Source organism: Streptomyces sp. NBC_00322 (assembly GCF_036147535.1).
Taxonomy (GTDB): Bacteria; Actinomycetota; Actinomycetes; order Streptomycetales; family Streptomycetaceae; genus Streptomyces.
On the sequence record NZ_CP108019.1, the window covers coordinates 1,107,637 to 1,121,785 of the forward strand.

A 14,149-nucleotide genomic window follows, 5' to 3' on the forward strand; every position below is an offset into this window, starting at 1 on the left:
GCCCCGCTGGTCGCTCGGGCAGGACGGAGCGGCCGCTCCCGGCACGGTGCGGGAGCGGTCGGCGGCGCGCGGGTCAGCGGCGGCCATGCCCGCCCGGGCCGTTGCCGTCCAGCCCATGGGTGTCGAGCTCTCTGTTGTTCTGCTCGATCGCCTCGATGTTGCCGTCACGCGTGGTCTTCATCAGCCGGACCTGGCTGACCGTGGCGTCGGTGATGCCCACCAGCGCGTCGCGGATGGACATCATGGTGTCCTTGGTGGTCTGCCGTTCCTTCTGTTCCTGCGGCTTGGCCTTCTCGGCGAACTCGCCTTCCGTACCCGGCCATCTGACCGTGGGCGCGAGCTCGTCGAGGAACTCCTCGGTCATGCTCCTGGCCAGGGTGCCGATCTCCTCCAGCTGCCCCGCCAGGGCCTCGATGCGCTGCGGGTCTACGTAGTACCGCTGTCCCATCGTCAGTCCTCCCCGTCCTCGCCGAGCGCGTCCCGCCAGGCGGGGGTGGCCTGGCCGCCGCGCGCCGTGTCCTCGTCGTCCTCTCGCAGGACCTCGGGGCCGAAGATCCGCTCCCAGTCCAGCTCGAAGCCCTTCAGTTCCGGCACGTTGCTGCTGGGCTCCGCGAAGGGCGCCATCGCCTTCATCACATGCCGGTTCATCTTCAGGCGTGCCGCGTTCGCCGCCTCCAGGACGCTGGCGGCCAGCTCCTGGGGGGACATGTCGCGGTACTTGTTCTCCAGGAACTCGATCCCGGTCAGCTCGCCCTGCGGGCCCACGCTGGCGCGGATCGCGCGGTCGGAGGAGAGTACCGCGAACGATGCCTGCCGCAGCTCGCGCTCGGTGCGCGCGACCGCTTCCTGAGCGGCCTGAAGTTCGGCCATCGCCTTTTCCAGGCGCTTCTCCAGCGGTTCCGTCACGCCCGCTCCGCCCTTCTCCGTCGGTCTCGCCGCACATCCGGCTGTCCGGTCCGTGCGTCCCAATGCCCGGCTCGTACGTCCCTGTGAACGGTCCGTGCGTCCGGCTCCGGTCCCAAGTTCAGCAACTGCCCTGCTGATCTTGCCTGGTGAGGGCACGGTTGCGGAATCCGGGGCCGGGTGGGATTCGTCTCTCCGCAAAGCTCTCGCCGGATCTGCGGTACGGTCACCGCCCGATGACGGCCGGGGTGCCGCCCTCCTCGGTGCCCCACACGTCCTCGTCCTCCTCCAGGTAGTCGGCGGAAGTGGTGGCCCTGCGGCCCGGCTGCGTCTCCTCCTCGTTGGAGTCGCCGCCGCCGGTGGTCGTCACCCGGGAGGCCGGGGCCAGGAAGGTGTCACTGTCCTCCTGGCGGTTCCACGGGCTGCGCCGTCGGCGGTTGCGGCGCTCGCTCTCCTCGGCCGCGTCGACCAGGACGGCGCGCACCCGCTCGCCGTTGCCCTTCTCGCCGCCCCCGCCCATCCCGCCCTGGCCGCCGCCCATCGGCATACCGGGGCTGCCGGGCGTCCCTGGCGTTCCGGGGGTGCCGGCTGAGGCGGCGGCGCTGAGCGGGGTGCCCGTGCTGTCCGAGAGTGGTGTGACGCCGGCCGCGCTGAACCCGTCCGCGGCGGACAGCGAACTGTCCCCGGAGAGGCCACCGCCAAGGCCTCCGCCGCTCCCGCCGTCACCGCTGAGGCCCAGTTCGGAGAGCGGCACGTCCCGGGAGGTGGTGCCGTCGTTGTTCCCGGACGAGTTGAGGTCGTGCAGGTCCACCCTTTCGGTGTTGCCCTGCGGGTCAGTGAGGGTGGCGATGCCGGTGTCCGGGTCGATGACCTGCGTACTACCGTCCGGGAAGGTGGTGGTCAGCTGGCCGTTGTCCAGGATGGTGGTGGAGCCGTCCGGGTTGGTCACCCTCGCCCCGTGGGTGAGGTCGGTGGTCGTGGTGGTGCCGTCCGCGTCGGTGGTGGTCAGCTGGCCGTTGTCCGGGTCGAACGAGGACTCGCTGCCGTCCGCGAACGTGGTGGTGAAGTCGCCGCTGTCGTCGAGCTCGACGTGCCCGCCGGTCGGGGTCTCCAGGCCGGACGGGTCGCTGTTGAGGTTCCCGAGGTCGCCGATCGTCTCCGTGGTCACGTCGGAGTTGATGTCGCCCAGATCGCCCAGGTCGTTCAGATCATTCAGGTCGCTGAGGCTGTTCTGGCTGTTCAGGTCGCCCAGGTTGCCGAGGTTCTCGGTGGTGGTGGTGCCGTCCGGGTTGGTGGTGATCGCCTGACCGGTCGAGGGGTCGACGGTCTGCGTGGTGCCGTCGGGGAACGTGGTCGTCAGTTTGCCGCCGTCGCCGAGGGACGTCACCGAACCGTCCGGGTTCGTCACCTTGAGGCCGTCACCCAGATCCTGCGTGGTGACGGTGCCTTCCGGGGAGGTGGTGGTGAGCAGCCCGCTGTCGGGATCGAAGGAGGTCTTGCTGCCGTCCGGGAAGTCGGTGGTGAGCTTGCCGCCGTCGGCCTGGGTGTTCCCGCCGGTCGGGGTCCTGAGGGAGCCGCCACCGGCGTTCAACCCGCCGAAGTTGCCGAGACTCTGGTTGACCGGCCCCAGGTCGGTCTGGGACCCCTGGCCGTCACCGTTGATGTCACCGATGTCGCCGGGGCTCTCGGTGACCGGGGTGTTCTGGTTCAGCAGGTCGTCGAGGCTGTCAAGGTTCTGCTCGTTGACCGCGTTGGGGTCGTTGAGGCCGCCGAGGCTCTCCTCCATGGCCTTGGCCTGTTCCTCGGCCTCGCGCTTGGCCTCCTCCTGCTCCTTCTTCTGCTCGTCGCGCAGTTCGTCCGCGTACTTCTTGTCCTCGTCGCGCTGCTGGTTCTGCTCGTTCCGCAGGTCTTCCTGGAGGCGCTTGGCCTCCTCCTGCTCCTTCTTCTGCTCGTCGCGCAGTTCGTCCTGGTACTTCTTGTCCTCCTCGCGCTGCCGGTTCTGCTCCGCCCGCAGCTCGTCCTGGTACTTCTTGTCCTCCTCCCGCTGCCGCTCCTGCTCCGCCCGCAGCTCGTCCTGGTACTTCTTGTTCTCCTCGTTCTGCTTCTTGATCTCCTCCTTCTCCTCCTTCAGCTTCTTCTCCTCGTACTCCTCCGAGGCCGTGCTGGTCGACTTCGGCTTGGGCACGTTGTCCGCGAAGTCCTCGCCGAGTTCGAGGAAGTGGTTGTTCAACTTGGACTGCACCGTGGCGGCGGGCTTGCTCAGGTACTCCTCGACGCCCTGGCTCCAAATCTTGACCGCCTTGTCGCCGACCTTCGCCCAGTTGGCGATGTCGGTCAGGTCGCCGTACTCCGGATGCACCTGGGAGAAGCCGCCCTGCGGGCTGTGCCTGACGGTCGTGGAGTAGCGGGTGCTGGTCGACGTGATGTCCGTCTTGGCGACGTTGTTCGTGTCCACCCACTGGGCGAGCTCGTCCAGGACGTAGCGCAACACCTGATGCGGGTCGTAGTACGAGGACTTGGCCCAGGTCAGCCACGCATTCAGCAGCTCCGTGGCGGAGTCCTGCAGATACTTGCGGCCCAGCGACAGGGCGCGCGAGTACACCGTGTTGCCGGTGCCGGTCTCGTCGCCGGTGCCGGCTGAGGAGTCGAAGGTCTCGACGTAACTGTCGTAGTTCTCGCGGATCTTCTTCAGCAAGCTTCGGAAGACCTCCGCCGCCTCGCCCTTCCAGCTCGCGTCGTCCTTGCCGAAACGGTCCTCCCAGTCCTTCAGCACCACCGCGTGGTCCCGGAAGAACTTGGCGGCGAAGTCGAAGGAGTCTCCGGTGGTGTTGAAGGAGCTCAGGTCCACCACGTCGGCCCCGGGTACACCCAGGTTGCTGAACCGGGCGTCCTTGCTGCTGCCGCCCAGCAGAGCGAGGAGCGCCGCCCGCGGCCCGTTCATGTACCGGGCGAGCGGGATGGTGCTCATCTTGTCCTTGTTGTAGTCCGTGAACTCGTTGCCCTCACGGACCTGGGCGTTGTTGACGTCGTCGGTGCCGGGGGCGGCGAAGATGATCTCCTCGCCTGCCTTCACACGACCCTCGAAGACGATCCGGGCCTGCATGATCTTCTGCTTCTTGCCGCCGTCGAAGAACCAGATGTCGTAGTCCTCGCCCGTGTTCCTCAGGAAACCGGAGTCCTTGACGAGAAGGCCGAGGCTGCGCTCCTTGATGTCCATCCGGAAGAGCTTGCCGCCATGGTCGGAGCGGAGCGTGTCGAAGATGGTGTTGCGGTCCGGCACGGGATAGCCCGTGATGTGGGTGACCAGGGTGGCCCAGGTGTCGCTCGACGGGTCGCCGGCGTTGTCGAACTTGTCGAGGTTGGTGACGGAGTTGAGATCGTACCGATCTACCACCGGGCGCCCTTTCTGGTCGGTTGCCGTCCGTGCCGGCGCATCGCGTCTTCGTACGGATGTGCAGGTGTGTGTCTCTTACAGAGGTGCGCCGGTCGGCTGGGGCCGCTGCCGGCACGCGCGAGGGGTCAGTCTTCTTCTTCCGCACTGCCCGCGGTGAGCGTGTCGACCTCTTCGAAGGTCTGTAGGAGCGTCTGCGCGTCGATCGCCCCGAGGTTCTTGTCCTTGGTCTTGTTCGCCTCTTCGATGGTGTCCGTGAGCGCTTCCTTGAGCTCCTTGAAGAGGTCCATCTGGTCGCCGAGCAGCTTGTCGATAGCCTCGGCCGCGGTGCGGACGCCCTCGATCAGCTTCGGTCCCGAGACCAGGGGGTCGGTGACCATCTTGCCGATGCGCAGGAGCTGTTTGTCCTGGGCGAGGTTGTCCGGGGTGGTGTGCCCGTCGACGAGGTCGCCGAGCGGGCGGATGGTGGCTCCGTCGCCCTCCTCGCGGTGCTTCTTCGCGGCGGTGTAGACCGGCTGTACCTCGTTGTCCCGGAAGTTCTCCATCTGCTTGAGGTCGAAATGCTTGACGTCGGCCTTTTCACCGGCCATGGGACGATCTCCTGCTGCTAGGTGCCGGACGGTGGGTACGGGACGGCCCGGTGAGCCTCGCGTGTACGGACGACGGCCTGATCCGTAGGCCTGCGTGCCGGGTCGGCGCACCGGGCCTGCCGGGAGGCTCCGGCCCGCTCGGCGGCGTCCGGCACGGATCCTCCCGGAACTCTTGGAGCGAGCTCGGCTCTTGTTGCCTCAACCGCCCGCATGGGGCCGCCATGCGTGCGGTTCGGCGCCTTCGATCGCACGCGCGACGCCGGGCCCCGCCCTCAGGACGGAGGGGAAGCTCCGGGCAGGCCCTGGGGCCTAGGCCTTAACGGGCCCGTACGTTGCCCCAGTTGTCGGCGCTCTTGCGCTCGTCGCGAGAGTGGTTGTCGTGGATGGTCCGGATCAGCTCACCGTTGTCACCGAGGAGCCGGGCCATGTTCTTGGTGGCGTTGTCCCACTCCGCTTGGACCTCACGGTACTTCTCCTGGTCCGCACCCTCCCAGGACGTGACGAGCGGCTTCAGCTCGTCCTCCAGGTTGTTGAGGGTGTTGATGATCACCTGGGTCTGCTCCATCAACTCCTCGATGGCCTGCTGGACCTTGGGGTACTGCACGTCAATGATGCCGTCGGCCATGACGTCTCCTCTCGAAGGCCGGGCACGAGGCCCGGGAAGCTCACGAAGTCCGGCCTCACCGAAGGGGGCCGGTACCGCGGGTGGTTCAGCTCAGTGCTTCGAAGACGCCCTGGCTGGTCTTGCTGTTGAGAACCTCTGCCAGGTCCTGGTTCTCCTTCGCCAGACGGTTGGCGGAGGTCACGTTCTCCTGGAGCGCGTCGATCATCGTGCTGATCTGGATGACGACCTTCTGCGCCTCGGCGTTCCAACTGCGGAAGAGCTTCAGCAGTGCTTGGCCCTCGTCGCCGCCGACGCCCGAACGCGCGGCGATCTCAGCGACGTTGTTCTGGGTCTTCTCGACCTGGTCCCTGGCCGTCTCCAGGGAGGAGACTCCCCCCAAGCCCTTGGCATAGTCCGCTTTCCTTGCGGCGCTGTCCGCCATGTCACGCTCCCTTCGTTCAGGCGCGTCTCGTCGCACCGTTGCCCGTTGAGGCTAAAGAGAAAACAGGGTTCCGCGCAACGCGTGCAGGAAAGATGTGAGCAACGGCCGGTTCGGCAGAATTCGCTTGTATGGCAACGGAGTTGTGCGAACGTTGCAGCGGGATGAACGGGTACGCCCGAACGGCGGGGGAAGCAGGACGTGAACTACCCCCGCCGACCCGCGAAGCGGGCGGAAAACGGGCACACGAAGAGACCGAACGGTCATGGAGAAGGACCGCGCCCGGCATTGTGCGTGCACCCGCGGGATTCCACGGGTGCCGCCCGCTGAAAAGTTTGAGCTAGTTCTGAGGTTTCTCCTCAGTAACCGGCACCTTCCTGCCGGGCGACATCAGCGACTTCGTGCCGACGACGCCGATTTCGGCCACATCTTTCTCTCCACTCGCCTTTTCTCTTTCTCTTTTTCTCGGCGTCGTGTGCGTTTCTTGCCGGAATCGGTATGCGGTGTCAGTTCTGTGAAGCGGTGCCCGCCGTGACCACTTCGCTCGCCTTGTCCGGCTTGTCCGCCTCGCCTCTCTCCCCGGCCTTCTCCGACCGACCGGCGGTACCGCACTCCGGTGCCGTGACCTTGGGCTCCGCGGCACCGGTGGCGGCGATCGCATCGAGGTCCGCGCCGGTCGGGAAGGCCGCGAGCAGTGGTGCCGGGACCGAGCCGATGTCCGCGGCCTCGTACCCGAGCGCCGCCAGCGATTCCTTGGCGGACACGCGGTACTTCACACCGTTCTCCGCCACCAGATAGGTGGTCCCGGCGTGCGCGGCGCCGCTCGCATGCAGGGCCCGGACCAGAGCGCCGTGCCCGGGCCGTACCACCGTGGCGTCCGTCGGGACACAGGCCGGCTTCAGCGGCTGCGCGGTGCCCTCCGACACCGCGACCGGGGCGAGTTGGGTCAGTGGGACCAGCACCGACCTGATCCGTACGCCGCCGTTGTCGCCGTCCACCTGCGCGCAGAGCGCGGTGCCGCGCTCAGCGGACTGCGGGAGAGGCGGCGCGTCCGGCAGTTCCGCGGAGTCGGCGGACTCCGAGTCCTTCGCCCGGTGCTCGCGCAGCGCGTCCGCGCCGACCGTGCGCACCTCGGGCGACTGCCCCTGGTAGGCGTCCTTCTGGGTGGCCGGGTCGCCCAGTACCAGGGCGGCGCCGAGCCGGGTCAGCGGCACCAGGCCGTCCTCGCGCAGCAGGTGGTAGGTGCTGCCACCGCCGGGCACGCTGACCTTGAACAGCTGGCCGATCCTGCTGGCTTCCCCACCGAGCGTGGGGCCCTTCTCGCCGCGTCCCGGCACCGCGGGCGGCTTCAGGGCGGGGCCGGGCGCCAGCGCGTCGAGGAAGGCCGCCGAGACCGGCATCGGCTGCTGTGAGCCGTAGCCGAGGGCGTTGCGGGCGTCGGAGGCGCGGTCCAGCGGCAGTCGGCTGCCCCGCCACACCAGGTACTCGGTGTCGTCCGGGCCGCGTACCAGCACTCCGCGGTCGCGGCCGATGCCGCGGGAGTCCAGGGACATCCCGGCCGCCACGGTGGTGGCTCCCGGCTTGTCCACCCCGCTGTTCGCCACGACACCGGAGGTGTTGGGCAGCGCCCCGTCCGGCCCGGTGACGCACATGTGCCAGGCGCCGTCGTCGAGTTGGCCGGCCGCGGGCACCACTTCCGGGGCGCCGGGGATGCCGACCGGGGCGCCGACCGGAACGCCCTGCAGTGAGGGGGTGCGGACGTCGGCGGTCGCCAGGTCCGAACCGCCGATCAGCTTCGCCGAGGCGTAGTTGCGCACCGGGTGCAGTACGCCGTCGGTACCGGTCCACAGATACCGGGCGCCGGTGTCGCGGTTGACCACCAGGTGCGCGCCGTCGCGCCAGCCGTCGTTACCGCCGGGGCGCAGCAGGCCGTAGACGGTGGCGCCCGCGCCGATCAGGACGGTGACCAGTACCCCGAAGACCACGCCGCGGGTGGTGCGCCCGAGCGGGCTCTCCGGGGCGTCCGGGTCGGCCATCAGCAGGCTCGAGCTGAGCCTGCCCATCATGAACGTGTGGGCGTGTACCTGGTCTCGTTTGGACTGCACGGCTTCTCCTCAACTCCTTCTCCATGCCGCGGCGTGCGGGTGTGCTCAGCCGAACAGGCCGCGGAGCCAGCCGAAGAGCCCGGCCGCCCAGAGGCTGAGCGGCAGCAGCGCCACCGCCAGGCCGGTGTGCGCGAGTTCCGCCGCACGGCCCCAGTAGGGCAGCACCCGACGGCCGGGCACCGTCCAGGCGGCGATCACGAGTGCGGCCGCGGCGCCGAGCAGCACCGCGAAGACCAGCACGCGTCCGTCGCCGTCGTGGTCCACCGCCCAGGCGCGGGCGAGCAGCAGCAGCCCGAAGACGCCGGGCACTGCCAGGGTCAGCCGCTGCCCGATGTGCACCAGGCCTCGGCAGTGCAGGAGCAGCAGCAGGCTCAGCCCGCAGGAGGTCAGCACCTCGGGCAGGTTCGGGTGGTCGGTGAGGACGACCAGGGCGGCCGCGGCAATGATGCCGGTGGCGGCGAAGAGCGCGGTGACCCAGCGCCCGGCCAGCTCGGTGCGCTGGGCGACCTCGTCGCCCGCGTAGGGCTCGATACCCTCCTGCAACTGGGCTGCGGAGGACGGCAGCGCGGGCAGCCGCATCCCGGCCAGTTTGAAGGCGAACGGCGCCACGGCTCCGGCGGCGAGCGCGACCACCGTCGCCACCAGTGCCACGGAGGCCGGTACGTCCAGGCCGGAGTACCCCATCAGGGCCCCGGCGATCGCGGTGGCCACCGAGACGATCGCGGTGGCGAAGAGGGCCGGGGCACCGACCGCGGTGGCGGCGAGCGCGAGAACCGCGCCGCCCGCGCCCGCCGCACCTGCCGCCAGCAGCCGGGCGCCCACGACCTGCGCAGCGTCCGGGCCAGTCAGATCGCCGCCGGGCAGCAGCCAGCCGGCCAGTGCCAGACAGGGCGCGACCAGCAGGGCGAGCGCGGTCGCGGAGAGGCGGTCACCGACGGCGCGGCTCGCCGAGCCCGCGCCGGCGAGCAGCAGCAGCCCGGTCACGGCCGCGTAGGCGACCTGGCGGGAGCCCGAGGCGGTCGCCCCGGGCCAGAGCACCAGTGCGAGGGCGGCCACCACGGTCGCCACCGCGGTGCCCACGACAAGCCCGCGGGCCGCTTCGGGGTGCCAGGTGTGCAGCCGTCGGGCCGCGGTGTCGGCTATCCCGTCCACCAGATCGTCGAGCCGGGCCTCGGGCAGCGCCTCGGTGTGCGGGCGCAGGTAGAGCACCGCGCCGTCGGCGAGCCCGGCGCGGGCGAGGGTGGTCTCCTCGTCGAGCGGGGCATCGCCGAGCTGCTGGAGCACCCAGCCTGCGTGGTCGAGACCGGACTCCTCGGCCTCCTCGCCGACATAACGAAGCAGCGTGGGCAGGAGGTCGGCGACCGGCACGTCGGCGGGCACGGCCAGATCGACGGAGACGCTCGGCGCACGTACGGTCAGGCGGCACAGTTCGGCCACAGCGCTGTCGGTCATCAGCTGAACTCTCGTCTTCCGTGGGGGCTTTGACAGGAGGACTTCCCCGGGAGAGGGAACCTGCGAAGAGTACGGAAGGCTGGCGCGGCCAGGAACGGGGGGTACAGGCAGGAGAATTGTGTCCGCGCCGCCGGCGACCGCCTCTCCCACGTGGACAGGTCGCGTTCCGTGAATGCAGACTACTGCCTACGCCCGCCGGATCGTGCTGCGGACCGGACTCTTTGTCCGGTATGGAGTTGTCCATCACGGGAGTTGACCGTCCCCGCTATCCGCTCGAAACATTCACCCCGGCGTTCACCGCGTCTCGCGGCACCCGGAGAATCACCTCGGTGCGGTCTTTTCCGCTACCGGGTGCGCCGGTATTCGGTGCGGGCCGGAAAATCAGTGAAACCGGAGGTTCTGTTCCTTGAGTGTGGTGCTGTTTCGCCGGCCGGCCCGCAGACGCGGACCGGAGATGCCCGAGGGTCAATTGACCCTGCAGGAGCCACCGGTCCTCGCCGAGACGGTGCCCGACACCTCGGCGATATGGACCTATTTGCCGATGGCGCTGATGTCGGTGTCGATGATGCTGATGTTCCTGCGCCCCGGCGGCGGGAACGGCGTCTTCATGTATCTGGCGATGGGCGTCATGGCGCTCTCCGCCGGTGCGATGCTGCTGGGGCAGCTGATGCGCCGCTCCAGCGAGCGCAAGCAGCGCCTGAAGGGCGAACGCCGCGACTACCTCCGCTACCTGGCGCAGATGCGCAAGCGGGTCCGTGCCACCATCGTGGAGCAGCAGCGGGCGCTCGCCTGGCGCCACCCGGACCCCGCCTCGCTCCGCTCGGTCGCCCGCACCTCGCGGCTGTGGGAACGCCGCCCGACCGACGAGGACTTCGGCGAGGCCCGGCTCGCGGTCGGTGAACAGCAGCTCGCGCTCACCCTGCAGCCGGTCTCCACCCGCCCGGTGGAGGACCTCGAACCGCTCTGCGCGCACGCCCTGCGCCGTTTCATCCGCGCCTACTCCACCGTCCCCGAACAGCCCCTCGGCCTCTATCTGCGCTCCTCGGCCCGGATCCTGATGCGCCCCGAGGAGCCCCCCGGTCAGGCGTCCGCAGAGCCGGGCGTCCCGCCGAACGGGGAGCTCGGCGAGGCCCGGGCCGAGGGCGCCGCCCCGGCGGAGGACCCGACCGACGCCGTACGCGCCCTCGTGCGTGCCGCGCTCGGTCAGCTCGCGGTGTTCCACGCGCCCGAGGAGCTGTGGCTCGCGATCTGTGTCAGTGACGAGCGACGTCCCGACTGGGAGTGGGTCAAGTGGCTGCCGCACGCACTGCACCCTCAGGAGGAGGACGGGGCCGGCCAGGTCCGCCGGATCACCGCCGAGCTCACCGAGCTGGACGACCTGCTCGGCGCCGAGTTCGCCGAGCGGCCCGGGTTCGACCCGGATGCCCGCCCCGGCCGTGACGAGCCCTACACCGTCATCGTCCTGGACGGCGTCACCGTCCCCGAGGGCCACCGCTGGGAGGGTCACGGCTACCGCAACGCCGTGGTCCTCGACGTCTCCGGGGCGCTGCGCTGGCGGCCCGGCCGCAACACGCTGCGGCTGACCGTCGGGCCGGACCGGGTGAGCCTGGTGCGCACCGACCGCAGCCGCAAGGAGCGCTCCGTGTCGCTCGGCCGCCCGGACCGGATGGGCACGCGCGGTGCGGAGTCGCTGGCCCGGCTGCTCACCTCGCGCCGGATCAGCCTGGGCACCGACATCGCGCAGCCGTTGGACGCCGACGTCGAACTGACCACCCTGCTCGGCATTCCCGACCTGCACCGCCACGACCCGGCCACCCTCTTCAGCCGGCACACCGGCGCCGCCCGGCTGCGGGTACCGGTCGCGGTCGGCGTGGACGGCCGCCCGGTGGAACTGGACATCAAGGAGTCCGCGCAGGGCGGTATGGGCCCGCACGGCATGCTCATCGGCGCCACCGGCTCCGGCAAGAGCGAACTGCTGCGCACTCTCGTCCTCGGTCTCGCCCTGACCAACTCCTCCGAGACCCTGAACTTCGTCCTGGTCGACTTCAAGGGCGGCGCCACCTTCCTGGGCCTTGAGGAACTCCCGCACACGTCCGCCGTCATCACGAACCTCGCCGACGAGGTCGCGCTGGTGGAACGTATGCAGGACGCCCTGCACGGTGAACTCATGCGCCGCCAGGAGCTGCTGCGCTCGGCGGGCAACTACACCTCCGCCCTGGAATATGAGCGGGCCCGCGCCGCGGGAACCGACCTCACCCCGCTGCCCAGCCTGTTCGTGGTGGTCGACGAGTTCAGCGAACTCCTCTCCACGCACCGGGAGTTCATGGACCTGTTCGTGATGATCGGCCGCCTCGGCCGTTCCCTCGGGGTGCACCTGCTGCTGGCCTCGCAGCGCCTGGACGAGGGCCGCATGCACCAGTTGGAGAGCCACCTCTCGTACCGCGTCGGCCTGCGCACCTTCTCCGCCATGGAGAGCCGTGGCGTGCTCGGTGTGCCGGACGCCTACGAGCTTCCGGCCCAGCCCGGCAGCGGCTACCTCAAGTCCGGTGTGGAGTCCCTGACCCGGTTCCGTGCCGCCTACTCCTCCGGCACCTACCGGCGCCGCACCGGCGCCGTGGTCCAGGCCCGGGTGGCCAGCCAGGTGGTGCCGTGGACCAGCGGCTGGGTGGTGCCGCGCACCTTGGAGGCCGCTCCCGAACCGGAGCCGGAGACCGAGGAGACCGAGGAGGATGAGGAGACCCTGCTCGCCGTGGCCCTCGACCGGCTGCGCGACTCAGGACCCGCCGCCCACCAGGTGTGGCTGCCACCGCTGGACGAGCCTTCCCCCCTGGACGCCCTCCTGCCGGGCATCGCCCGCGACCCCGAGCGCGGCCTCACCGCCGTCGGCTGGCCCGGGACCGGCAGGCTGCGGGTTCCTGTCGGCCTCGTGGACAAACCGTTCGAGCAGCGCCGTGACCCGCTGATCGTGGACCTCTCCGGGGCCGGCGGCCACGTCGCCATCGCGGGCGGGTCGCAGAGCGGGAAGTCCACCCTCACCCGCACCCTGATCAGCGCCCTCGCCCTCACCCACACCCCCGCCGAGATCCAGTTCTACTGCCTCGACTTCGGCGGTGGCGGCCTCTCGCAGCTCGCCGCGCTTCCGCACGTCGGCGGCGTCGCGGCACGGCTCAACCCCGAGCGGGTGCACCGTGCGGTCGCCGAGGTGATGACGCTGCTCGCCCGGCGCGAGCAGTTCTTCGTCGACCACACCATCGACTCCATGCAGTCCTATCGCCGTCGCCGGGCCGCCGGGGAGTTCCCCGACGAGCCCTTCGGCGACGTGTTCATGGTGGTCGACGGCTGGTCCACGGTCCGCCAGGACTACGACGAGCTGATCGCGAAGTTCAACGAACTCGCCGCCCGCGGCCTCAACTACGGCATCCACCTGCTCATCACCACCACTCGCTGGGTGGAGCTGTCGGCCCAGGTCCGCGACCAGGCCGCCACCCGCCTCGAACTGCGGATGGGTGACCCGATGGACTCCGAGATCGACACCCGCAAGGCCCGCTCGGTGCCGCGCAGCGGCGGTCGCGGCATCACCGCCGACACCAAGATGCACTTCCTCGCCGGCCTGCCCCGGCTGGACGGCAGCGGCTCCCTCGAGGACCTCGGCGACGGCGTCGCCCACCTGGTCGCCGAGGTCGCCCGGCACTGGCCCGGCGCACCCGCCCCACAGGTACGGATGCTGCCGCACCGGCTCCCGGCCGCCGAACTCCCGGCGCCCGAGGCCACCGAGGGCGGCGGCATGCGCCTTCCTCTCGGTATCGACCAGGACGCCCTGGAACCGGTCTGGCACGACTTCAGCCGCACCCCGCACCTGATCGTGGTCGGCGACACCGAGAGCGGCAAGACCAACATGCTGCGCAGCGTCGTCGCGGGCATCACCGCCCGCTACTCCCCCGCCGAGGCGAAGATCATCGTGGTGGACTACCGCCGCACCCTGGTCGACACCGTCCCCGAGGAGTACCGCATCGGGCACGTGATCTCGCTGGACAACCTCAAGGAGACCATCGAGGGCGCCGCCCGGGCGATGAAGACCCGCGTCCCCGGCGCCGACATCGCCCCCGGCCGTATGCGCAAGTGCGACTGGTGGACCGGCCCGCGTCTGTTCATCCTGGTCGACGACTACGACATGGTCTCCGGCAGCTCGTTCCAGAGCCCCATGGAGCCGCTCTTCGAGTACCTGACTCTCGGCTTCGAGATGGGTCTGCACCTGGTCGTGGCCCGCAGCGCCATGGGTGCCGGTCGCGGCCTCAGCGACGCCCTCATCCGCCGTCTCGACGAGGCCAACAACCCGGCTGTCCTCCTCTCCTGCCCGCCCACGGAAGGAAGTCTCTTCGGCAACACGAAGCCCCGCAACCTTCCTCCCGGCCGCGCGCTGCACATCGCCCGCCGCCGCGCCAAGCTGATGCAGACGGCACTGGTAGAGGGGGACCAGGGGGACGACTGACGGAACGCGAGAGCGAAGCGTACGTCCGGGACGTACGCGGAACACTGACAGCGGGGGCCACCTCAGGTGGCCCCCGCTGTCAGTTCCCGGGGCGGCTGTACGGCGTCGGCGGGTCACTAGGACCAGCGGGTTGCGGAGACCGACGGGTCACCGGGACCGGCCGTACGGACCGATGA

Annotated in this window: 9 protein-coding genes; 1 reads left to right on the forward strand and 8 read right to left on the reverse strand. The window is 69.9% G+C overall.

Going from position 1 to position 14,149, the window contains the following annotated elements; all coding sequences use genetic code 11:
- Positions 1-73: 73 nt before the first annotated feature.
- The 8 genes from OG905_RS04945 to eccD all read right to left on the reverse strand — a co-directional run bounded on the left by OG905_RS04945 (position 74) and on the right by eccD (position 9,484).
- Positions 74-448, reverse strand: coding sequence for a hypothetical protein (locus OG905_RS04945; RefSeq protein WP_328666372.1), 375 nt, complete (start codon positions 446-448; stop codon positions 74-76).
- A gap of 2 nt (positions 449-450) precedes the next feature.
- Positions 451-906: a YbaB/EbfC family nucleoid-associated protein gene (locus OG905_RS04950; protein ID WP_328666373.1), complete on the reverse strand. Its 456-nt coding sequence runs from the start codon at positions 904-906 to the stop codon at positions 451-453.
- Between the two features lie 223 nt (positions 907-1,129).
- Positions 1,130-4,297, reverse strand: a complete 3,168-nt coding sequence (locus tag OG905_RS04955; protein WP_328666374.1) for an AAWKG family protein — start codon at positions 4,295-4,297, stop codon at positions 1,130-1,132.
- 125 nt (positions 4,298-4,422) lie between these two features.
- Positions 4,423-4,884 carry a type VII secretion system-associated protein gene (locus OG905_RS04960; RefSeq protein WP_328666375.1) on the reverse strand — a complete coding sequence of 154 codons (462 nt, stop codon included), beginning with the start codon at positions 4,882-4,884 and terminating at the stop codon, positions 4,423-4,425.
- Between the two features lie 316 nt (positions 4,885-5,200).
- On the reverse strand, positions 5,201-5,509 hold the full coding sequence (locus OG905_RS04965; protein WP_328666376.1) for a WXG100 family type VII secretion target: 309 nt from the start codon (positions 5,507-5,509) through the stop codon (positions 5,201-5,203).
- Between the two features lie 85 nt (positions 5,510-5,594).
- Positions 5,595-5,930 carry a hypothetical protein gene (locus OG905_RS04970; RefSeq protein ID WP_328666377.1) on the reverse strand — a complete coding sequence of 112 codons (336 nt, stop codon included), beginning with the start codon at positions 5,928-5,930 and terminating at the stop codon, positions 5,595-5,597.
- A gap of 503 nt (positions 5,931-6,433) precedes the next feature.
- Entirely contained in the window at positions 6,434-8,032 is a 1,599-nt protein-coding gene (eccB, locus tag OG905_RS04975; RefSeq protein ID WP_328666378.1) for a type VII secretion protein EccB, read from the reverse strand.
- A gap of 45 nt (positions 8,033-8,077) precedes the next feature.
- On the reverse strand, positions 8,078-9,484 hold the full coding sequence (gene eccD / locus OG905_RS04980; protein ID WP_328666379.1) for a type VII secretion integral membrane protein EccD: 1,407 nt from the start codon (positions 9,482-9,484) through the stop codon (positions 8,078-8,080).
- Positions 9,485-9,938: 454 nt separating this feature from the next.
- On the opposite strand from eccD, the gene eccCa reads away from it, so the two are divergent.
- A complete protein-coding gene (gene eccCa, locus OG905_RS04985; protein ID WP_328666380.1) occupies positions 9,939-13,973 on the forward strand; it encodes a type VII secretion protein EccCa in 4,035 nt (1,344 codons plus the stop codon).
- Positions 13,974-14,149 lie beyond the last annotated feature (176 nt).